Below are 20037 nucleotides of genomic sequence, written 5' to 3'. Positions count from 1 at the left end.
CGATGCGCGTCCTGGTGGCCCTCGGAGGCAACGCGCTGCTGCGGCGCGGTGAGAGACCCGACGCCGACACCCAGCAGGAGAACCTGCGCCTGTCGGTCACGTCGCTGGCCAAGCTGGCCGAGCGGCACGAGCTGATCATCACGCACGGGAACGGCCCGCAGGTGGGCGTGCTGGCGCTGGAGAGCACCCAGGACCCCAACCTGACCAGGCCCTACCCCCTCGACACGATCGTCGCCGAGACCCAGGGCATGATCGGCTACTGGATGCTCCAGGCGCTGCAGAACGCGCTGCCCGGCCGGCAGGTCGCGGCGCTGGTCACCCAGACGCTCGTCTCCGCGGTGGACCCCGCCTTCGAGAACCCGACCAAGTTCGTCGGCGAGGTCTACGACCAGGACGAGGCCGAGAAGCTGGCCCGCGAGTACGGCTGGACGGTCAAGCAGGACGGGCGCCACTGGCGCAGGGTCGTCCCCTCCCCCGCCCCGCAGCGGGTCGTGGAGACCCGGCTGATCCGCCGCCTGATCCGCGACGACATCCTGACGATCTGCGCGGGCGGCGGCGGCGTCCCGGTCATCCGCAACGACAAGGGCCAGCTCCAGGGCGTCGAGGCGGTCATCGACAAGGACCTCACCGGATCGGTGCTCGCCGAGGCGCTGGAGGCGGACGTCTTCATGATGCTGACCGACGTGCCACGGGTGGCCAGGCACTTCGGCACCCCGCGGCAGGAGGAGATCGCCCACACCACCCCCTACCAGCTACGCGCCGAGGAGTTCCCGGCCGGCTCGATGGGGCCCAAGGTGGAGGCCGCCTGCCGCTTCGTGGAGACCACCGGCGACATGGCCGCGATCGGCAGACTGGACGAGGCCGGGCAGATCCTGGAAGGGGAGGCGGGCACGATCGTCACCCCCAACGCCACCTGGCCGCTGGCCAGCACACTCTGATCAGGCGCCCGGCCCGCGTCAGGGCGGCCGGAGACTGGTCGGTCCCCCCGCAACGACGGATCATCACCACACAGGCCCAGTCGAGAGGGAACAAGACATGGCTTCCGTGGCGCATCGGCTGTTCCGCACCAAGCCCGCCGACGAGATCGTCGCCGAGGGCGGCCACGGCGAGGGCGGCGAGCTGCGCCGGACCATGACCCTGTGGCAGCTCACCCTCTTCAGCGTCGGCGCCACGCTCGGCACCGGCATCTTCGTCATCCTCGGCCAGGCCGTGCCCAAGGCGGGCCCCGCGGTGGTGGCCTCCTTCGTACTGGCGGCGATCACCGCCCTGTTCTCCGCCCTGTCCTACGCCGAGCTGGCCGGCACGATCCCCGTCTCGGGCTCGTCCTACTCCTACGCCTACGCCACCCTGGGCGAGCTGGTGGCGTGGGTGTGCGGCTGGTGCCTGATGCTGGAGTACGCCGTCTCGGTGGCGGCGGTGGCGGTCGGCTGGGGCGAATACCTCAACCACTTCTTCCGGGACCTGTTCGGCTGGCAGCTGCCGGACTCCATCACCCACTCCCCCGGCCAGCAGGGCGGCGTGTTCAACCTCACCGCCATCGTGATCGTCCTGCTCGCCACCTGGCTGCTGCTGCGCGGCGCCTCCGAGAGCGCCACCGCCAACGCGGTCTTCGTGCTGATCAAGATCGCGGTGCTCGTGTTCTTCTGCGTCGTGGCCTTCACCGCCTTCAGCACGGGCAACCTGACGCCCTTCGCCCCGCTGGGCATCGCCGGCATCACCGCCGCCGCCTCGCAGGTCTTCTTCTCCTACATCGGCTTCGACGCGGCCTCGACCGCCGGCGAGGAGGCGAAGAACCCCAAGCGCGACCTCCCCCTGGCGATCATCCTCTCGCTCGGCATCGTCACGCTCGTCTACGTGGCGGTGGCCCTGGCCGCCGTCGGCGCCATGCCGTGGCAGCAGTTCGACCCCGAGAGCACCGAGGCCAGCCTGGCGCTGATCGCCGACCGGGCCACCGGCGCCACCTGGCCGGGCCTCATCATCTCCTTCGGCGCGGTCATCGCCATCGCCAGCGTGGTCCTCACCGTGCTGTACGGCCAGACCCGCATCCTGTTCGCGATGGCACGCGACGGCCTGATCCCGAGGATCTTCGAGAAGGTGGACCCGCGCCGCCAGGTCCCGGTGGCCAACACGCTCATCGTGGCCCTGTTCGTCTCCGTGCTCGCCGGGTTCATCCCGCTGGGCCAGCTCGCCGAGGCCACCAGCATCGGCACCCTGTTCGCCTTCGCCATCGTCAACGTCGGCGTGCTCGTGCTCCGCCGTACCCGTCCCGACCTGCCCCGCAGCTTCAAGACGCCGCTCTTCCCGATCACCCCGGTCCTCGGCGTGATCTTCTGCGTCATCGTGATGCTCGGGCTGGCGGGGATCACCTGGCTGGCCTTCGCGCTCTGGATGCTGGTCGGCCTCCTGGCCTACTTCCTGTACGGCTACCGCCACTCCCGTCTCAACCGGAGCCTCCGATGAAGATCGAGCATGTCCTCTCCGGGTTCGTCCCCGAGTCGCGCGGCAAGGACGGGCTGATGCTGGCCCTGGCGCTGGCCAGGCAGACCGGGGCCCGCCTGACGGTGGCCTACGTGCACGCCCCCGCCTGGACCACCCCGGGCCCCGGCAAGATCGACGCCGAGTGGCGGGCGTACGTGCTGGAGGAGGCCGAGCTGACCATCGCCCAGGCGCGGCGGCTGCTGTCGGAGGTGCGCGACGTGCCGATCGACTACGTCCTGCACGGCAACCGGGGCAGCGGGCGCGGTCTGGTGCAGCTCGCCGGCAGGATCAGGGCCGACGTGGTGGTCATCGGCTCGGCCCCCGGAGGCGTCCGGGGCCGCATCCGCCTGGGCAGCACCGCCGACCAGCTCCTGCACGCCTCCCCCGTGCCCGTGGCCCTGGCGCCCAAGGGGTACGGCGAGCAGCCCCCGCCCAAGCTCGGACGGCTGACCGTGGCCTACCGGCGCGACCCCGCCTCCGACGAGGCGGTGCGGCAGGCCGTCACGATCGCCACGCAGATGGGCCTGCCGCTGCGCCTGATCACTCTGGTCGTCAGCGGCGGGCGGCAGGCGAAGATGGCAGAGGAGGTGCTCCACCGGCTCCGGGAGAAGGTCGCGGCCGACCTCCAGGAGGCCGCGCGCGGGCACCGGCGCGTGCAGGTGGAGGTGGAGGTGCTGGAGGGCCGGAACGTGGCGGCGGCGCTCGGCGGCACCGACTGCGAGGGGGCGATGCTGATCTGCGCCTCCAGCGAAACGGGGCCGTTGCGCCGGGTCTTCCTCGGCGACGTCTCGTCGAAGATCATACGCGCAGCGCCGTGCCCGGTGATGATGTTGCCCCGGAACCCGCCCCAGAAGCCCGGATCCGGTAGCAAGCAGGGGAAACCCTGATGATTCACTGTCCGGAGTGGACAAGTACGGCGTTTGAGGAGGAGCACACCGGATCGGATTCGGCATCTTTTTTCCAATCAGCTTGACCTTAGGCGTCCACAGCTTTACCGTCACTGTCCGTAACCACACCTCGCGGCGTTATCGGGTAAACCCCGGCGCTCCGGTCACCGAAGGTGCCTACCCCAGGCATCAATCCGGTGGTTGGGGCATATGTTGCGAGGGAGCACAATCAAGTGAAAGCAGTACATAACAGAGCCGGGGGGCCAATACGATGCCGTCTGAGTACGCCAAGTCGCTGGGTGCACGACTCCGCGCCATCCGCACCCAGCAGGGCCTGTCCCTGCACGGAGTCGAAGAGAAGTCCCGTGGACGCTGGAAGGCGGTCGTCGTCGGTTCCTACGAGCGCGGGGACCGCGCCGTGACGGTGCAGAAGCTTGCCGAACTGGCCGACTTCTACGGGGTTCCGGTCTCGGAGTTGCTGCCGGGTGGCGCCGCGCCCAGCCCGCTCGGCCCGACGCCGAAGCTTGTGATCGACCTTGAGCGTCTTGCCCAGCTCCCCAAGGAGAAGGCCGGCGCGCTCGCCCGCTACGCGGCCACGATCCAGAGCCAGCGTGGCGACTACAACGGCAAGGTGCTGTCCATCCGCCAGGAGGACCTGCGCTCCCTTGCCGTGATCTATGACAAGTCCCCCACCGAGCTGACCGAGGAGCTCATCAACTGGGGCGTCCTGGACCCCGAGGCGCGCCGCGCCGTCGAGTCCTTCTGACGATCCGTCCGGCTGTGGGTGCGCCGGGGCCGGCGCACCCACCCACCGGGAAATCTCGCCCTCTCGTTAGAACATCGCCCGCATCGCGCCACGGATGACCATCCCTGTGGTAGGAAAAGGCAAACATGGCATTTAACGAGATGTGGTGGACATGGCAGGGGGAGATGGTCGGCATGATCACTCTCAGCGTCGCCCGAGAAGCCGCCGCGACGCCCTCATGGCGTCACTGGGGTCGACCAAGACCCGCGCGTTCCTGAGGCTGCTGACCTCCGTCGGAGGCAGCAGGACCCAGGACACCCTGAAGCTGCTCCCCTTCATCGTCATGGCCGTGGTGGCCCTGATCGACTTCGGCTCCGGCCCGACGGCCGGTCTCCTGCCCCTGCTGGCCCTGGGGCCGGCCTTCGCCAGCGTGGCCTGCGGGCTGGCCCGGACCACGGTGGTCGGCGTGATCGCCCTGGCCCTGTGCGTCGCGCTCGGCCTCTACAACGACATCCTCTGGACCTCCCGCACCAACATCACCATGGGCGCCATCCTCGGCGTCACCATGGCCAGCGTGCTGGCCAGCGCCGGACGGCTCCGCCACGAGCGGCAGCTCGCCGACGTCCGCTCGGTGGCCGAGGCGGCCCAGCGGGTGCTGCTGCGGCCGGTGCCGCGCCGGGCCGGGCCGGAGATCGGCGTGGCCGTCTCCTACACCTCGGCCACCGCCGAGGCCAGGATCGGCGGTGACCTGTACGAGGTGGTGACCACCCCGCACGGGGTGCGGATCATCGTGGGAGACGTCCAGGGCAAGGGCCTGGAGGCCGTGGAGACCGCCGCGGTGGTGCTGGGCGCCTTCCGGGAGGCCGCCCACGACGAGGCGAAGCTCCAGGGCCTGGTGGCCCGGCTGGAGAACGCCCTGACCCGGGAGCTGTCCGGCGAGCAGTTCGTCACCGCCATACTCGCCGAGATCACCGGCGGCGCCTCGATCACTGTGATCAACTGCGGTCATCCGCCGCCCATGGTGCTCGGCTCCGGCGGCGGGCACTGGTTCGCCGATCCCCCGGACGAGGCGCTCCCCCTGGGCATGGGCCCGCTGAAGGCCGGCGAGCCGGTGCCGCACCAGATCCCGTTCGAGCCGGGGGACCAGGTCCTCTTCTACACCGACGGGGTCATCGAGGCGCGCAACGGAGCGGGCCAGTTCTATCCGCTCCCGGCCAGGGCGCACCTGTTGAACGGCGCCGACCCGCAGCTCGCCCTGGACGCCCTCCGCGCCGACCTGCTGCGCCATGTGGGCCGCCCGCTGGGCGACGACGCCGCCATGCTCCTGCTGCGCCACCGCGCGGCCCGCCAGGCGACCTCCTCGGCCTCCTCGGCGGCCTGATCGGCCCGATCGGCCTGCGCCGGACGCCGAGGAGGACCGCCGGACGGAGGCGGGTGCGCCGACGGGCGGGTACGCAGACAGTGCGCCCCCGTGGGAACGCCGGCAGGCGGGAACGCCGGCCGGACGGCGGGCCGGGGCGCTAGCCGGCGAGGGGGACGCGGCCGGGGAGTGCGGGCTGGGTGGGCACGCCGAGCAGGCTCTCCACCGCGGTGACGAACCGCTCCGCCTCGGAGATCAGCTCCTCGGCGTCCCGCGCCGAGACCATGCGGGTCATCCCGGCCTCGGCGGCGGCCCGCTTGGTCGCGCTGATCTCGAAGTAGGGCGCCCAGTCGGCGAGCCGGGGCTCGGCCTCGGGCAGCAGCTCCCAGGCGCTGCGCAGCCGGCGCCTGCGGCCGTCCATGGGGCGTGGCCGGGCGGCGAGGACGGCGGCGGCCGCCCTGAGGGCCGCCAGGTGGGCGGCGACGTAACGGGTGGCGGGGGTCCGTGCGGCGGCCGCCTCTTCCAGGCAGTCACGGGCATCGGCCAGGTGCGCCCGCGCTGTGGTCGACAGCCGGGGCCCGCCGGGATCGCTGGGCCGAGGGGTCATGTGCTTCAGCCTCCTAGGTCGCAAGCGGCTCCCGGCGTCATCACCGGTGGTGTCAACACTCGCAGACCCCACCGACAAATTCCCCGGGCGGCCGGACGAGGAGCTTCCCCTCTCCCCGTCCGTCCCGACCGGGCCCGGCCGTCCGCGACGACGGCGTGGGCATGGTCGACCACCCTGGACGTGATCCGCGAGTTTCACGTCATTGCATCGAACATAAATTCGATCACTCGTAGTGTCAAGTAAAGCGACGAACAAAGGTTCGATCCCTGCGGGGACGGCAAAGCCCCGGGAGATCAGGATCTCCCGGGGCTTCGACCTGCGGCTATCGGACGAACTTGCCGCGCACGTGCACCGGCACGTTCTTGCCCAGCAGGCCGGGGAGCATCCCCGCCACGTTCATCGGGAGCCGGACGCAGCCGTGCGAGGCCGGGGCCAGCGGCACCGACAGCGCGCCGTGGAAGGCGATGCCGCCGTTGAAGAAGATCGGGTTGTAGAGCTGGCCGAGGTAGGACTTGTGCCAGCCGCTCCTGCGCCAGGTCGTCTTGTAGTCACCCGTCGGCGTGCGGGCATCGCCGCAGAAGCGCTGGACCTTGCCGTTCCAGTTCGCCGTCTCGCAGTAGGGGATCCCGCTGCCGGAGGAGGTGTGGCTGATCAGCTTCACCTGCCCGTTGACGTAGAGGACCATGACCTGCTTGGCGAGGTTCATCTCGACCCGGGTCGGCTTGCCGCCGGGCACCAGCACCTTCGGCGCCTTGGGCGCCTCCAGGGCGTTCCAGGTCCTGCTCGCCACGGTGCTGGTCGGCGAGATGCCGTTGACCTTCTGGAAGGCCCAGACCGCGGCCTGGGTGGCCCCGCCGTACCGGCCGTCGATCTTGCCGGGCGCGTAGCCGAGCTCCTTCAACCGGCCCTGGAGCACCTTGACCTCGTTGCCCTTGGCGCCGATCTTGAGCGTCTTGCCGGGCGCGACGAACTCGGGCGCCGCGGCCTGCGCGCCGGCCTGCGCCACGACGGCCGGGGCCGCCGGGGTCACGGGCTGGGCGTTCGCGACGCCGACCGAGCCGAGCGAGGCGACGAGCACGGCCCCCGCCGTCATAAGCGCAGCCACTCCGAGCTGCCGTTCAACCCCCACCTGAAATCATCCCCTCATCTCACCGGTGCCTGAACCAAGGGACCATAACGTATGAACCGCCTGTCTCAGCCAGAGGTGATGAAGCGGCAATCAATGGTCAATCTGTTTAGAGTGGCCGCGTGCCAGAAAAGTTGCATCCCAACATCGAGAAGGTCGCCGCGGTCCTGGAGGAGCACGGCGTCACCGGCGAGATCGTCGTGTTCGCCGAGGCCACCCCGACCGCCGTGACCGCCGCCGCGCAGCTCGGCTGCGAGGTCGGCGCCATCGCCAACAGCCTGGTCTTCGACGCCGACGGAGACCCGCTGCTGGTGCTCACCAGCGGCGCCCATCGGGTGGACACCGACCTGATCGCCGAGACGGTCGGCGCGGCGAAGGTGCGGCGGGCCGCCCCGGACTTCGTGCGCGCCGCCACCGGCCAGGTCATCGGCGGCGTCGCCCCGATCGGCCACCCCGCACCGCTCAGGACGCTGGTCGACGTCTGGCTCGACCGGCACGAGACCGTCTGGGCCGCCGCCGGCCACCCGCACACGGTCTTCCCCATCACCTTCGCCGAGCTGGTCCGCATCACCGGCGGCACCCCGGTGGAGGTGGAACGATGACCGCCGCCCGGGGTCCCGCGGCCGGTTCTCCGGCAAAAAGCGCTCTAGTAATTTTATGAAAAATACTAAACACCGCTTACACCCCTTTCGACATCCCCGGCGACGTCTGCCCTGCTAGGGTGCGTGGCGTGATCGGACTGCGACGGGTCGGCCCCGATGAGTTCACCACTCGGCTGGACGCGGTCCTGGAGATCTACACCGCGGCGATGAACCCGCCGGTCGACCAGCTCCCCGGCCGCAGGACGATCATGGGGAACCACGCCCTCCATCCGGGGTTCGCCTGCCTGTTCGCCGAGCGCTCCGACGGGACTCCGGTGGGTCTGGCCTACGGCTTCCACGGGGTCCCCGGGCAGTGGTGGCACGACGTCGTCCACCGGGCCATGGCGGAGCGCAACGGCGAGGGGAGCGCACGTGGCTGGCTCGGCGACGCCCTGGAGCTCGCCGAGATCCACGTCCACCCCGACTATCACGGCAAGGGCATCGGCCGGGCGCTCGTCGTCGGCATGTGCGCCGGCCGGCCGGAGCGCACCGCCGTGCTGTCCACCCGCGACCAGCCCACCGCGGCCCGGCACCTCTACCGCAGCGCCGGTTTCGTGGACCTGCTCACCCAGTTCGTCTTCCCCGGCGGCTACGAGCGCTACGCGATCCTCGGGGCCGTGCTCCCGCTCAGGGAACAGACCGCCGAGGACTCCTGACGGCGACGGCCGCGCGTCGTGGGCGCGCCGGGCGCCCGCCGCCCCCGGTCACGGCGCTAGACGGCCAGCCTGCTCCGCTCCGGCGCCAGGTCGAGGGCCTGGAAGACCTCGCGCGTCGCGCTGGAGCGGTTGAAGGTGATGAAGTGGATCCCGGGCACGCCCTCGTCGAGCAGCGTCTGGCAGAGCTCGGCGGCGTGCTCGACGCCCAGCCGTCGCACCGCGGCCGGGTCGTCGGCGACGGCCTCGAACCGTGCCGCCACCTCGGCCGGGAACGGCGCGCCGGACAGCTGCTCGGAGCGGACGATCGTGCTCATCTGCGTGACGGGCATGATGCCGGGGATGATCGGGGTGTCGCAGCCCTGGGCCGCCACCCGGTCGCGCAGCCGCAGGTAGTCGTCGGCCCGGAAGAACATCTGGGTGATCGCGTAGTCGGCGCCCGCCCGGCACTTGCGCACGAAGTGCTCGGTGTCGGTCTCCACCGATCCCGACCTGGGGTGCTTGTAGGGGAAGGCGGCCACGCCGACGCAGAAGTCGCCGGCCTGGCGGATCAGCCGGACCAGCTCCTCGGCGTAGAGCACGCCCTCGGGGTGGCGCACCCACTCCCCCGTCGGGTCGCCGGGCGGGTCGCCCCGCACGGCGAGGATGTTGCGCACGCCCGCCCCGGCGAAGCGGCCCACCAGGTGGCGCAGCTCGCGGATGGAGTGGTTGACGGCGGTGAAGTGGGCGACCGGGGTCAGCGTGGTCTCGTGGGCGAGCCGCTCGACGATCTCGACCGTGCGGTCGCGGGTGCCGCCGCCGGCGCCGTAGGTGACCGACACGAACGTGGGGCGCAGCGCCTCCAGCTCCCGGATGGCGCGCCAGAGCTGCCGCTCGCCCTCGTCGGTCTTCGGCGGGAAGAACTCGAAGGAGAACGACCGGCCACCGGCGGCGAGGAGCTCGCGGACGGTGGGCACGCGGTCGGGAAGGATTGACGGGCGACCCAGAGCCATGTCCCTAGGGTACTGGGCACCCGGCCGGCTGACCCCCCGCAATCATGCTCATGGGACGAAACACCCACCTCTACAGATAGGAGCCGTCGGTCGGGCCAGATAATGTCAGTGCATGACCACTTCCGCCGCCGCGCTCGACATCATCCGCTTTGAAGTGGATCGTTCTCTCAAAGAGTTCGTCGAGCGGCAGCGTCCTCAGGTCAGCGCCCCCGAGCTGGCTCCTCTCATCTCCGCCGCCGAGGAGTTCCTGGCGGGCGGCAAGCGGCTGCGTCCGGCGTTCTGCTACTGGGGCTGGCGCGGCGCGGGCGGCGGCGACGACCCGGCGCTCTTCACCGCCGCCGCGTCGCTCGAGCTCCTGCAGGCCAGCGCCCTCGTGCACGACGACGTGATGGACGCCAGCGACCTGCGCCGGGGCATGCCGTCGGCGCACCGCAGGTTCCAGGCGCTGCACGAGAAGGCCGGCTGGCACGGATCGGCGGAGCAGTTCGGCGAGGGCGCGGCCATCCTGCTGGGCAATCTGATGCTCATCTGGTCCGGCGAGATGTGGCGCGGCAGCGGCCTGCCGCCCGCCTCGCTGGCGGCGGCCCAGCAGGTCCACGACCACATGCGCACCGAGCTGATGTGCGGCCAGTATCTGGACCTGCTGGAGCAGGCCCACGGCGAGAACACCTTCGACAGCGCGCTGCGGGTCGCCCTCTTCAAGAGCGGCAAATACTCGGTGGAGCAGCCGCTCCGGCTCGGCCTGGTGCTGGCCGCGCGTGAGCGCGCCCCGTGGATCGACCGCCTCTGCGAGGAGTACGGCCGGTGCGTGGGCATCGCCTTCCAGCTCCGCGACGACATCCTCGGCGTCTTCGGCGACCCGGCCGAGACCGGCAAGCCCGCCGGCGACGACCTGCGGGAGGGCAAGCGGACGATGCTCATCGCCCGCACGCTCGCCGCGGCCTCCGCGGCGCAGGCCGAGACGGTGCGCGCCACCCTCGGCGACCCGGCGCTGGACTCGGCCGGGGTCGACCGGCTGCGCCAGATCATCGAGGAGACCGGGGCGCTCGTCGCCTGCGAGGACATGATCAAGGGCTATCTCGAAGACGCCCTGGGCTCGCTGGACGACGCCCCGATCACCGCGGAGGCCCGCGCGGCCCTGGCCGATCTGGCCGTGGCCGCGACGGCGCGCCGCACCTGACCCCGGCCGGCCGGGGCGGTCAGCCCGAGGCGGTCAGCCGCCGCTGGAACTCCGCGGCGACCGCCTTCGGGTCGTCGGCCTCGGTGATCGCCCGCACGACCACGACCCGGCGCACGCCGTACGACATGACCTCCTCCAGGTTGGTGAGGTCGATGCCGCCGATGCCGAACCAGGGCCGGTCGGTGTCCAGGGACGCGGCGTGCCGCAGCAGGCCGGGCCCCGGGGCCGGCCGCCCGGGCTTGGTGGGCGTGGGCCAGATCGGGCCGCAGCAGAAGTAGTCGACGCCGGGCTCGACCGCCGCGGCGGACGCCTCCTCGTCGGCGTGAGTGGAACGCCCGATGAGGATGTCGTCGCCGAGCATGTCGCGCACGACCGGCACCGGCAGGTCGTCCTGGCCGAGGTGGAGCACGTCGGGACGGGCCGCGTAGGCGATGTCCGCCCGGTCGTTGACCGCCAGCAGCTTGCCGTGGCGGTCGCAGGCCGCGCGGAAGACCTCAAGGAGCTCCAGCTCCTCGCGCGCCTCCAGGCCCTTCTCGCGGAGCTGCACGATGTCGACCCCGCCCGCGAGGGCCGCGTCGAGGAAATCGGCGAGATCCCCCCGATCGCGGCGCCCGTCGGTGCACAGGTAGAGGCGGGCCTCAGAAACCGAGGGCCTGGGCACGCCGCTTGACCTCGGTATGGCGGCCCGCGACGATCGCGTCCACCGGTGAACCCGGCAGGGTCTCGTCCGGGGTGAACAGCCAGCGGAGCGACTCGACGTCGTTGTATCCGGCGTCGAGCAGCACGGTGAGCGTGCCCGGCAGGCCCTTGACGACGTCGTCGGCGCCGAGGAAGGCGGCGGGGACCTGGGGCTCGCCACCTCCCCGTCTCACTCCGATGAGCTTGCGGTCCTTGAGAAGTTGCTTGGCACGACCGGCACTGAGGTTGAGCCGCCTGGCCACCTCGGTCAGGGTGAGCCACTCGCCCACCAGCTCGTCGGTCTCCCGGTCGATCTGCGCAACAGAAAGCGTCACGAATCCACCACTACCACATCGGGCCTTTCGCCAAACACCGGCGGCGAGGTTACGCCGCAGTACAGTCGCGCAACGCTACCGCAGGGTCGGCCAGACGGCCGACGTCGAGGCGCTGCCCGCGCTCGATGAGGCGGCGGCCCTGGACCAGGTCCCGGGGACGGTTGACCGCGAGCACCGCGGTGAGCCTGTCGTCCTCCGACACCCAGCAGACCCCCCACCTGGCGTCGGTGGCCGGGTCTCCGCGCAGGACCAGCCGCTCGCCGTCGTGGTGGCCGGCGTACTGCACCATGTGACCGAACTGCTCGGACCAGAAATAGGGCACCGGGTCGTAGACCGCCTCCTCGCCCAGGAGCGCGGCCACGGCCACGTCGGGGGCGCCCAGCGCGGTGTCCCAGTGCTCGACCCGCATGCGGCGGCCGTAGCGGCGCGACCACCAGGCCGCGCAGTCGCCCACGGCGACGACGCCGGGCAGCGAGGTGCGCAGGTGCTCGTCGGTGACGACCCCGTTGCCGAGCTCGACGCCGGAGCCGGCCAGCCACTCGACCGCGGGCCGCACCCCGACGCCGGTGACGACCACGTCGGCCTCGACCGCGGAGCCGTCGGCCAGGGTCAGGCCGCCCTGGTCCACGGAGGCGACCGCGGTGCCCAGCCGCAGGTCCACACCCGCCTGGCCGTACCAGGAGGCGGTGTGCGCGCCCACGGCGCCCAGGGCGGCGCTCAGCGGGACGGCGGCGGCCTCGACGACGGTCACCTCGCAGCCGGCCCTGCGGGCGGCGGTGGCGACCTCGGCGCCGATCCAGCCCGCGCCGATGACGGCGACCTTCGTGCCGGCGGTGAGCAGGGCGCGCAGTTCGAGCGCGTCGTCGATGGTGCGCAGCACGTGCTGGGCGCCGTCGCCGCGCAGCCGGATCGGGCGCGCCCCGGTGGCGATGACCAGCCCGTCGTAGGCCAGCTCCCCTTCGGTGGTCTCCACCACGCCCTCGCGCAGCCCCTTGGCGGCCACGCCCGCGCGGAAGTCGACCTCCAGGGCGTCCAGGTCGGAGTCGACGATCGTGGAGTCGGTCTCGCCCAGCAGGACGCTCTTCGACAGGGGCGGGCGGTCGTAGGGCCGGTGCGCCTCCTCACCGAGCAACGTGATCGTGCCGCCGAACCCGCGGGCCCGTAACGCCTCGACACTCCGAACGCCGGCCAGGCCGGCGCCAACCACCACGACATGATTCACAACTCACGAGCCTAAGCGGCCGGGCCGACCCGCTACCAACGCGGTTTGATAACGAAAACGGTATTTACCGCACATTCGGCGCGGTGAGGGAGTTGCCAAAGCCCTTAGGGTGGGAGTGAACAAGACGCGCGGGAGCCCGGGACGCACCGGGCTGAGAGGAGGGCTGCGGGCGACGAGGACCGCGGTGGGCCAGGTGAGGTGCGGAAAGCTCGCGCAGCAGGCGCGGGCGGGCACGGCACGGGGCCGCCGGCGTTCCGACGCGACCGCGAGCGGGCCCTCGACCGCCACGGACCTGATCCGGATCATGCCGGCGAAGGGAGCGGAGCACGTATGGCGCACGGTTTCGACGTCCTCGTCATCGGCGGGGGCGTGGTCGGACTGTCGGTGGCCTGGCGGGCGGCCAAACAGGGCCGGACGGTGGCGGTGGTCGACCCCGCCCCGGCCTCGGGGGCCTCACACGCCGCGGCGGGCATGCTGGCCCCGGTCAGCGAGGCCACCTACACCGAGGAGCCCCTCCTCCGGCTGGGCCTGGCCTCCCTGGCGCGATGGCCCGCGTTCGCGGCCGAGCTCACCGCCGACAGCGGCCACGACCTCGACTACCGCGCCGACGGCACGCTGGAGGTCGCCTTCGGCGCCGACGACCTGGCGGTGCTCGACGACCTCGCCGTGTTCGTCGACAAGCTGGGCCTGCCCGCCGAGCGGCTCACCGGCCGCGAGTGCCGCCGCCTGGAGCCGATGCTCGCGCCGTCCGTCCGCGGCGGCCTGCTGGCCGGCGCGGACGCGTGGGTGGACCCCAGGAGGGTCACCGGGGCGCTGCTGACCGCCCTGGAGCGGCGGGGCGGCGCGCTGGTGCGCGCCCGGATGACGGGGCTGCGGACGGCCGCCGGCGCGGTCACGGGCGTACGGCTGGCGACCGGCGAGACCGTCGGGGCGGCACGGGTGATCCTGGCGGCCGGGGCCTGGTCGGGGGCGCTGGAGGGCCTGCCGCCCGAGGTCCTGCCGCCGGTGCGGCCGATCAAGGGCCAGATCATGCGGCTGCGTTCCCCCGCGCCGATCCTCCAGCGGTGCGTGCGGGGCGTCGTGCACGGCGCGCACGTCTACCTGGTGCCGCGCGGCGACGGGGAGCTCGTCGTCGGGGCCACCCAGGAGGAGATGGGCTTCGACACCCGGGTGACCGCCGGGGGACTGTGGGAGCTGCTGCGCGACGCCCGGGAGCTGGTCCCCGGCGTGACGGAGCTGGAGCTCGCCGACGTGGTCGCCGGGCTGCGCCCCGGCACCCCCGACAACCTGCCGCTGGTCGGCCCCACCCTCCTGCCCGGCCTGTCCATGGCGACCGGGCACCACCGGGGTGGGGTGCTGCTCGCCCCGCTCACCGCCGAGCTCTGCGACGACGAGGCGGACGGGGAACTGTCGACGATCTGCTCGCCACTGCGCTTCCAGGAGCACCCATGAACGTGACCATCAACGGCACCGCGCGCGAACTGCCCGCCGGGGCGACCGTGACGCAGGCCGTACGGACGCTGACCGAGCTCAGCGGCGGCGTGGCCGTGGCGGTGAACGACGAGGTCGTCTCGCGGGGCTCGTGGGACTCCACCACGCTCGCCGAGGCCGACCGGGTCGAGGTGCTCACCGCGGTACAGGGAGGTTGACGGGCATGGACGACGATCTGATCATCGGCGGGGAGAAGTTCTCCTCCCGCCTCATCATGGGCACCGGGGGCGCGCCCTCACTGGAGGTCCTGGACCAGGCGCTGGCCCTCTCGGGCACCGAGCTGACCACGGTCGCGATGCGGCGGCTGGACCCGTCGGCGCGGGGCTCGGTCCTCGACGTGCTGCGCAGGCGCGGCATCAAGGTCCTGCCGAACACCGCGGGCTGCTTCACCGCCGGGGAGGCCGTGCTGACCGCCAGGCTGGCCCGGGAGGCCCTGGGGACCGACTGGGTCAAGCTGGAGGTCATCTCCGACGAGCGCACCCTGCTGCCGGATCCGATCGAGACCTTCGACGCGGCCGAGCGGCTGGTGGCCGACGGGTTCGTGGTGCTGCCCTACATCGGCGACGACCCCGCCCTGGCCCGCAGGCTGGAACAGGCCGGCTGCGCGGCGGTGATGCCGCTGGGCGCGCCGATCGGCTCGGGGCTGGGCGTGCGCAACCCGCACAACATCGAGCTCATCGTGGAGTCGGCGAAGGTGCCGGTGATCCTGGACGCCGGTATCGGCACGGCCAGTGACGCGACCCTGGCGATGGAGTTAGGCTGCGACGCGGTGCTGCTGGCCACGGCGGTGACCCGGGCGCAGCGGCCCGACCTGATGGCGCAGGCCATGCGCTCGGCGGTCGTCGCGGGCCGTCAGGCCCGGCTGGCGGGGCGGATCCCCCGGCGGCGCTACGCCGAGGCGTCCTCCCCTATGAATCCGTAGGAAACAGTCAACTTCTCGGCATCGGTTTGGAACACCGGGACCCTGTCGGCGCCAAATCGCCCGTAAACTCAGCCGGGTGGACACGACGCTTACGGACCCCCTGGTCGGGAAACTCCTCGACGGGCGTTACCGCGTTGAGTCCCGGATCGCCCGGGGCGGCATGGCGACCGTCTATCTGGCTCTGGACATCCGGCTCGACCGCACGGTCGCCGTGAAGGTGATGCACCGCTCCCTCGCCGAGGACCCCGCGTTCGTGCGGCGGTTCATCGGCGAGGCCAAGTCGGTGGCCAGCCTTTCGCACCCCAACGTGGTGCATGTCTTCGACCAGGGCACCGACGGGGACAACGTCTACCTGTCGATGGAGTACGTGCCGGGGCGGACCCTGCGCGACGTGCTCCGCGCCCGGGGCAGGCTGCCCGCCCGCGAGGCCCTCGAGGTCATGATCCCGGTGCTCGCCGCGCTGGGCGCCGCGCACCAGGCCGGGCTGGTCCACCGGGACGTCAAACCGGAGAACGTACTGCTCAGCGACGACGGCCGGGTCAAGGTGGTGGACTTCGGCCTGGCCCGCGCCATCGAGGCGACCAACCAGACGCGGACGGGCGTCATGATCGGCACCATCGGCTACATGTCGCCCGAGCAGGTGACCTCCGGTGCCGCCGACGCCCGCAGCGACGTCTACTCGGCCGGGATCATGCTGTTCGAGCTCCTCATCGGCCATCAGCCGTACGAGGGCGACACCCCGATGTCGGTGGCCTACCGGCACGTGCACGACACCGTGCCGGTGCCCTCGGCGCTCCTGCCCGGCACCCCGCCGCTGCTGGACACGCTGGTGGCCCAGGCGACGGCCCGCGATCCGGCGACCCGCCCGGCGGACGCCACCGCCCTGCTGGTCGCCGCGGTGGACGCGCACCGGATGCTGCCCAGGGAGAGCGGCCCTGTGCCGTCGGCCCCCGCCGCTCCCCCGCCGGGCCCGGACGCGGCGCCCGCGCCGGCCAACCAGACCCTGATCCAGCCGCGGGTGGAGCTGTACACCAGCCCCGTCGCCGAACCCGCCGCGCCCGCCCCCCGGGCGCGCAAGGGCGCGCGGCCCAACTGGTTCCTGCTCGCGCTGGCCGTGGTGATGGTGATCGCGGTCGGGGTGACCGGCTGGCTGTTCTCCCAGACCACCACCCTCACGGTGCCCACGCTGGCCGGCAAGAACATCAAGATCGCCGAGAGCGAGGCCCGGCGGCTCGGCTTCGTCGTCGAGATCGGCAAGGCCGAGAACGACGAGAAGGTGCCCAAGGGCAGCGTGCTGCGGACCGATCCGGTGGCGGGCACCGAGACCGAGGAGAAGGCCAAGCTGGTCCTCATCGAGTCGGCGGGGCCCAAGCGGGTCGCCGTGCCCAACGTCGTGGGCATCAGCGAGCCCGAGGCCCGGGCGAAGCTGGCCGAGGCCGGGCTGGTCGTCAACAAGGTCAGGAAGCAGGCCAGCGAGACCGTGCCGCGCGGCCAGGTGATGCGGACCAGCCCCGCCGTGGGCAACCTGGTCAAGGAGAGCAGCAAGGTCGACCTGATACTGAGCGCGGGCCTGCTCATGCCCGACGTCAAGGGCATGCCCCGCGACCAGGCCGACTCCTTCCTGCGCGGCGCGGGCTTCAACCCCCAGTTCGTCGAGCAGACCGACGCCGCCCAGCCCTGCACGGTCATCGCCCAGGACCCCCAGCCCAAGGCGGAGATCGACAAGGGCGCCGTCGTCAAGCTGACCCTGTCGCAGTGCAACAACGGCGAATGGCACTGGCCGTGGGAGAACAACGACCAGAACACCACCGACGACAAGGTCATCATCATCCCCAACGTGCTGTTCAAGGACATCAAGGCGGCTCGGGAGGAGCTGCGCGTCGCCGGGATGGGCGTGAAAATAAAAAAAGGACCGGGCCGGGGCGTGGTCCTGGCCCAGATCCCGCCTGGAGGACAGCAGGCACCGCCTGGCACTGAGGTGACCCTCTGGCACTGAACCAGGCGTAGCCAGGCGCGCAAGGGCCCGGTCTCCGGCGGAGACCGGGTCCTTCCGCATCCGCGGCCGGCCTTCCCACCCCGATGGTGGCCTGCCCTCTCACCCCGTGGACCGGCCTTCCCGCTCCGTGGTGGCCTGCCCTCCTGCCCGGTGGTGGCCTGCCCTCCTGCCCGGTGGTGGCCGGCCGTGTCGGCGGATCAGCCTTCCCCGCCTCCGGCGAGGGTGCCGTGCAGGCGGACGCGGGCGAGGCCGCCGTCGGGGTAGATGTCCACCCGGACATGGGTGAGGGCGGGGGCGTCGTGAATGCGGAAGCGGTGCGGGGTGTCGGGCTGCAGACGGGTGCGGGGCAGCAGTTCGGTCCAGGTGGTGCCGTCGGCGGTGCCGCGCAGGGAGACCTCGGCGGGGGCGTTGAACAGCAGGTTGGTCGTGTCGATCTCGGCGAGCTTGATGACGCCGGGGCCGGCCAGGCGGATCAGCAGCCAGTCGTTGCCGCCGTCGCGGCGGCGGGCGGTCTCCCAGCCCTCGGCCTGGTGGCGGGCCAGGCCGGGGGCGATGACGTTGTTGGGGGCGGAGTAGAACCCGTTGGAGCAGTCGGTGACCAGGGCGCCGTTGGCCAGCGCGGCCAGGTCCAAACCGAGGCCCTCGTACAGGGTCAGGTCGGGGCGGGCCTCGCCGTGGGCGCGCAGCCGGGCGACGCCGCCGTCGGGGAAGATGTTCAGCCGCAGGTGGGTGTGGCGGTGCCGGTCGGTCACGGGGAAGGGGTGTTCGGCGTCGCCGCGCAGGGCGCTCCTGGGGACGAGCTGCGTCCAGGGGGCGGCCTGCAGCTCGGCGACCGTGGGGTGGCCCTCGACCGCGGTGGCCTCGACGGAGGCGTACGGCGGGTAGTTGCCGGTGAACCAGGCGGTGTCGATCACGATGCCGTGGACGAGACCGGGCAGGCCGAGCCGGATGATGGCCCAGTCATGGCCGGGCTCGCGCCGGCGGCGGGTCTCCCAGCCGTCGTAGAGCTGGCCTTTGGGGCCGAAGGTGTGGTGCTGGAAGCCGGGGCGGCCGGGGCGGATCAGGCTCTCCCGTTCGGCGAAGGACTCGTCGCTGGCCGCGACGACCGCGCCGCCGAGGGTGCGCAGGGCCAGATCGGGCAGTGCGGTGAAATCACTCACGGCAAGAACCTTTCCACTTGTGGTTATGGCGCGCTCCTCATGGTCATGGCGCGCTCCGGTCCCCGGCGGCGCGCTCCTGCTCCGGGAGTGGTGCTCCGGCCGCCCGCCCCGGTTCCGTCTCCGGGAGGGGTGCTCCGGCCGCCCGCCCCGGTTCCGTGAGCCGCTCCACGGCCGCCGCCCGCCCCCGGTGGCGCTCCGGCGCCGGGGTGGGCCGCAGGAAGACTCCTCGGGGGGCGTCGCCCACGGCCTGCCCGCGCAGCCAGGTGGCGCGGACCACGCCGCGCAGCGTCCTGCCGTGGTAGGGCGTGACCGGGTTGCGGTGGTGCAGGGCGGCCGCGTCCACGGTGTGGGCGGCGTCGGCGTCGAAGGCGACCAGGTCGGCGTCCCCGCCCACGGCGATGGCGCCCTTGCCGGCCAGCCCGGCCAGCTCCGCGGGGTTGGCCGCCATCCACCGGACCACCTGGCCCAGGCCGTACCCGCGCCGCGACGCCTCGGTCCAGACGGCCGACAGGCCGAGCTGGAGGGAGGAGATCCCGCCCCAGGCCGCGGCGAAGTCGGGCACCTTCAGATCCGGGGTGGACGGCGAGTGGTCGGAGACGACGCAGGTCAGCACCCCGTCGGCGAGCCCCCGCCAGAGCTCCTCCCGGTTGGCCTCCGACCGGATCGGCGGGCAGCACTTGAACTCGGTCGCCCCCCAGGGCACCTCCTCGGCCGTCAGCGTCAGGTAGTGCGGGCAGGTCTCGGCGGTGATCCTGACGCCCTCCCGCCGTGCCCGGGCCAGGGGCTGCAGGCACAGCGCGGACGACACGTGCAGGATGTGCGCCCGCACGCCGGTCTCGGCGGCCAGCGCGACGACCCGCTCGACGGCACGGCGCTCGGACTCCCCCGGCCGGGAGGCGAGGAACTCCCGGTAGCCGGGGCCCACCGGGCCGCCGAGCAGCGCCGGGTCCTCGGCGTGGACGATCAGCAGGCCGTCGAAGGAGGCGATCTCCACCATGGCCGCCCGCAGCTCCCCGGCCGCCAGCGGCGGGAACTCCTCCACCCCGGACGGCGACAGGAAGCATTTGAAACCGTGCGCCCCGGCCTCGTGCAGGGCCCTGAGGTCCCTGAGGTTGCCCGGGATCGCACCGCCCCAGAAGCCCACGTCGACCAGGCACTTGCCGGCCGCGGCCCGCTTCTTGGCGGCCAGCGCGGCCACGTTCACGGTCGGCGGCAGCGAGTTGAGCGGCATGTCCACGATGGTGGTGACGCCCCCCGCCGCGGCGGCCCGGGTGGCCGAGGCGAACCCCTCCCAGTGCGTCCGCCCGGGCTCGTTGACGTGCACGTGGGTGTCCACGAGCCCGGGCAGCAGCGCGACCTCGCCGAGGTCGACCTGGGCGGCGGCGTCCAGGACGGCGTCGTAGGGGTGCAGGCCGGCGATCCTGCCCTGCCGTACGGCCACCGCAGCCGGGCCCTCGCCCCCGGGCAGTACGGCCCGACGGGACCGGATGACCAGGTCCGGGCGTGCCCACCGGCGACCTCGGCGAGATGCGGTGGTATTTCAACGCCCGACGGCTGAAGCCCG

Annotated in this window: 20 protein-coding genes; 12 read left to right on the top strand and 8 right to left on the bottom strand. The window is 72.3% G+C overall.

Features of this window, described 5'->3' with window-relative positions:
• Positions 1-2: 2 nt before the first annotated feature.
• The 5 genes from arcC to ACWDS7_RS24125 all read left to right on the top strand — a co-directional run bounded on the left by arcC (position 3) and on the right by ACWDS7_RS24125 (position 5491).
• On the top strand, positions 3-938 hold the full coding sequence (gene arcC, locus ACWDS7_RS24145) for a carbamate kinase (protein WP_451931111.1): 936 nt from the start codon (positions 3-5) through the stop codon (positions 936-938).
• A 97-nt stretch (positions 939-1035) separates the two neighbouring features.
• Positions 1036-2460, top strand: a complete 1425-nt coding sequence (locus ACWDS7_RS24140; RefSeq protein ID WP_451931110.1) for an amino acid permease — start codon at positions 1036-1038, stop codon at positions 2458-2460.
• Positions 2457-3365 (top strand): universal stress protein, encoded by a 909-nt coding sequence (locus tag ACWDS7_RS24135; protein ID WP_451931109.1) that lies wholly within the window; start codon positions 2457-2459, stop codon positions 3363-3365. The genes ACWDS7_RS24140 and ACWDS7_RS24135 overlap by 4 nt, the downstream gene beginning before the upstream one ends.
• Positions 3366-3636: 271 nt before the next feature.
• Positions 3637-4131, top strand: coding sequence for a transcriptional regulator BldD (gene bldD / locus ACWDS7_RS24130; protein ID WP_012889498.1), 495 nt, complete (start codon positions 3637-3639; stop codon positions 4129-4131).
• A 217-nt stretch (positions 4132-4348) separates the two neighbouring features.
• Positions 4349-5491: a PP2C family protein-serine/threonine phosphatase gene (locus ACWDS7_RS24125; RefSeq protein WP_306857676.1), complete on the top strand. Its 1143-nt coding sequence runs from the start codon at positions 4349-4351 to the stop codon at positions 5489-5491.
• A gap of 139 nt (positions 5492-5630) precedes the next feature.
• On the opposite strand, the gene ACWDS7_RS24120 is transcribed toward ACWDS7_RS24125, so the two are convergent.
• Together ACWDS7_RS24120 and ACWDS7_RS24115 are read right to left on the bottom strand one after the other, a co-directional pair.
• A complete protein-coding gene (locus ACWDS7_RS24120) occupies positions 5631-6077 on the bottom strand; it encodes an SAV_6107 family HEPN domain-containing protein (RefSeq protein ID WP_451931108.1) in 447 nt (148 codons plus the stop codon).
• Between the two features lie 322 nt (positions 6078-6399).
• Positions 6400-7170 carry a L,D-transpeptidase family protein gene (locus ACWDS7_RS24115; RefSeq protein ID WP_451931107.1) on the bottom strand — a complete coding sequence of 257 codons (771 nt, stop codon included), beginning with the start codon at positions 7168-7170 and terminating at the stop codon, positions 6400-6402.
• A gap of 155 nt (positions 7171-7325) precedes the next feature.
• Between ACWDS7_RS24115 and ACWDS7_RS24110 the strand changes: the two genes are divergently transcribed.
• Together ACWDS7_RS24110 and ACWDS7_RS24105 are read left to right on the top strand one after the other, a co-directional pair.
• On the top strand, positions 7326-7805 hold the full coding sequence (locus tag ACWDS7_RS24110; RefSeq protein ID WP_306857673.1) for a YbaK/EbsC family protein: 480 nt from the start codon (positions 7326-7328) through the stop codon (positions 7803-7805).
• Between the two features lie 128 nt (positions 7806-7933).
• Positions 7934-8500, top strand: a complete 567-nt coding sequence (locus ACWDS7_RS24105) for a GNAT family N-acetyltransferase (RefSeq protein WP_451931106.1) — start codon at positions 7934-7936, stop codon at positions 8498-8500.
• 56 nt (positions 8501-8556) lie between these two features.
• Here the strand turns inward: ACWDS7_RS24105 and metF are convergent, their stop codons facing one another.
• Positions 8557-9489 (bottom strand): methylenetetrahydrofolate reductase [NAD(P)H], encoded by a 933-nt coding sequence (gene metF / locus ACWDS7_RS24100; protein WP_306857671.1) that lies wholly within the window; start codon positions 9487-9489, stop codon positions 8557-8559.
• Between the two features lie 112 nt (positions 9490-9601).
• Here metF and ACWDS7_RS24095 point away from each other — a divergent pair, with 112 nt between their 5' ends.
• Positions 9602-10669 carry a polyprenyl synthetase family protein gene (locus tag ACWDS7_RS24095; RefSeq protein WP_306857670.1) on the top strand — a complete coding sequence of 356 codons (1068 nt, stop codon included), beginning with the start codon at positions 9602-9604 and terminating at the stop codon, positions 10667-10669.
• Between the two features lie 19 nt (positions 10670-10688).
• Here the strand turns inward: ACWDS7_RS24095 and thiE are convergent, their stop codons facing one another.
• The 3 genes from thiE to ACWDS7_RS24080 are packed head-to-tail and all read right to left on the bottom strand — an operon-like array spanning position 10689 to position 12904.
• Positions 10689-11330: a thiamine phosphate synthase gene (gene thiE, locus ACWDS7_RS24090; protein WP_451931105.1), complete on the bottom strand. Its 642-nt coding sequence runs from the start codon at positions 11328-11330 to the stop codon at positions 10689-10691.
• Positions 11308-11682 carry an Rv2175c family DNA-binding protein gene (locus ACWDS7_RS24085; protein ID WP_306857667.1) on the bottom strand — a complete coding sequence of 125 codons (375 nt, stop codon included), beginning with the start codon at positions 11680-11682 and terminating at the stop codon, positions 11308-11310. The genes thiE and ACWDS7_RS24085 overlap by 23 nt, the downstream gene beginning before the upstream one ends.
• Before the next feature lie 49 nt (positions 11683-11731).
• Positions 11732-12904: an NAD(P)/FAD-dependent oxidoreductase gene (locus ACWDS7_RS24080; protein WP_451931104.1), complete on the bottom strand. Its 1173-nt coding sequence runs from the start codon at positions 12902-12904 to the stop codon at positions 11732-11734.
• Positions 12905-13234: 330 nt separating this feature from the next.
• Here ACWDS7_RS24080 and thiO point away from each other — a divergent pair, with 330 nt between their 5' ends.
• The 4 genes from thiO (at position 13235) to pknB (ending at position 17313) form a co-directional block, all read left to right on the top strand.
• Positions 13235-14356, top strand: coding sequence for a glycine oxidase ThiO (gene thiO / locus ACWDS7_RS24075; protein ID WP_451931103.1), 1122 nt, complete (start codon positions 13235-13237; stop codon positions 14354-14356).
• Entirely contained in the window at positions 14353-14553 is a 201-nt protein-coding gene (thiS, locus tag ACWDS7_RS24070) for a sulfur carrier protein ThiS (protein WP_306857664.1), read from the top strand. The genes thiO and thiS overlap by 4 nt, the downstream gene beginning before the upstream one ends.
• Before the next feature lie 5 nt (positions 14554-14558).
• Complete coding sequence (locus ACWDS7_RS24065; RefSeq protein ID WP_306857663.1) at positions 14559-15317, top strand: thiazole synthase; 759 nt, start codon at positions 14559-14561, stop codon at positions 15315-15317.
• A 76-nt stretch (positions 15318-15393) separates the two neighbouring features.
• Positions 15394-17313: a Stk1 family PASTA domain-containing Ser/Thr kinase gene (pknB, locus tag ACWDS7_RS24060; protein ID WP_451931102.1), complete on the top strand. Its 1920-nt coding sequence runs from the start codon at positions 15394-15396 to the stop codon at positions 17311-17313.
• A 197-nt stretch (positions 17314-17510) separates the two neighbouring features.
• On the opposite strand, the gene alc is transcribed toward pknB, so the two are convergent.
• Together alc and allB are read right to left on the bottom strand one after the other, a co-directional pair.
• Complete coding sequence (gene alc, locus ACWDS7_RS24055; protein ID WP_451931101.1) at positions 17511-18473, bottom strand: allantoicase; 963 nt, start codon at positions 18471-18473, stop codon at positions 17511-17513.
• 43 nt (positions 18474-18516) lie between these two features.
• Positions 18517-19968, bottom strand: coding sequence for an allantoinase AllB (allB, locus tag ACWDS7_RS24050; RefSeq protein ID WP_451931114.1), 1452 nt, complete (start codon positions 19966-19968; stop codon positions 18517-18519).
• Positions 19969-20037 lie beyond the last annotated feature (69 nt).

This window comes from Streptosporangium sp. NPDC003464, assembly GCF_053588315.1.
Note: the sequence above shows the minus strand (reverse complement) of the source record. Positions and strands in the feature narration are given on the sequence as shown.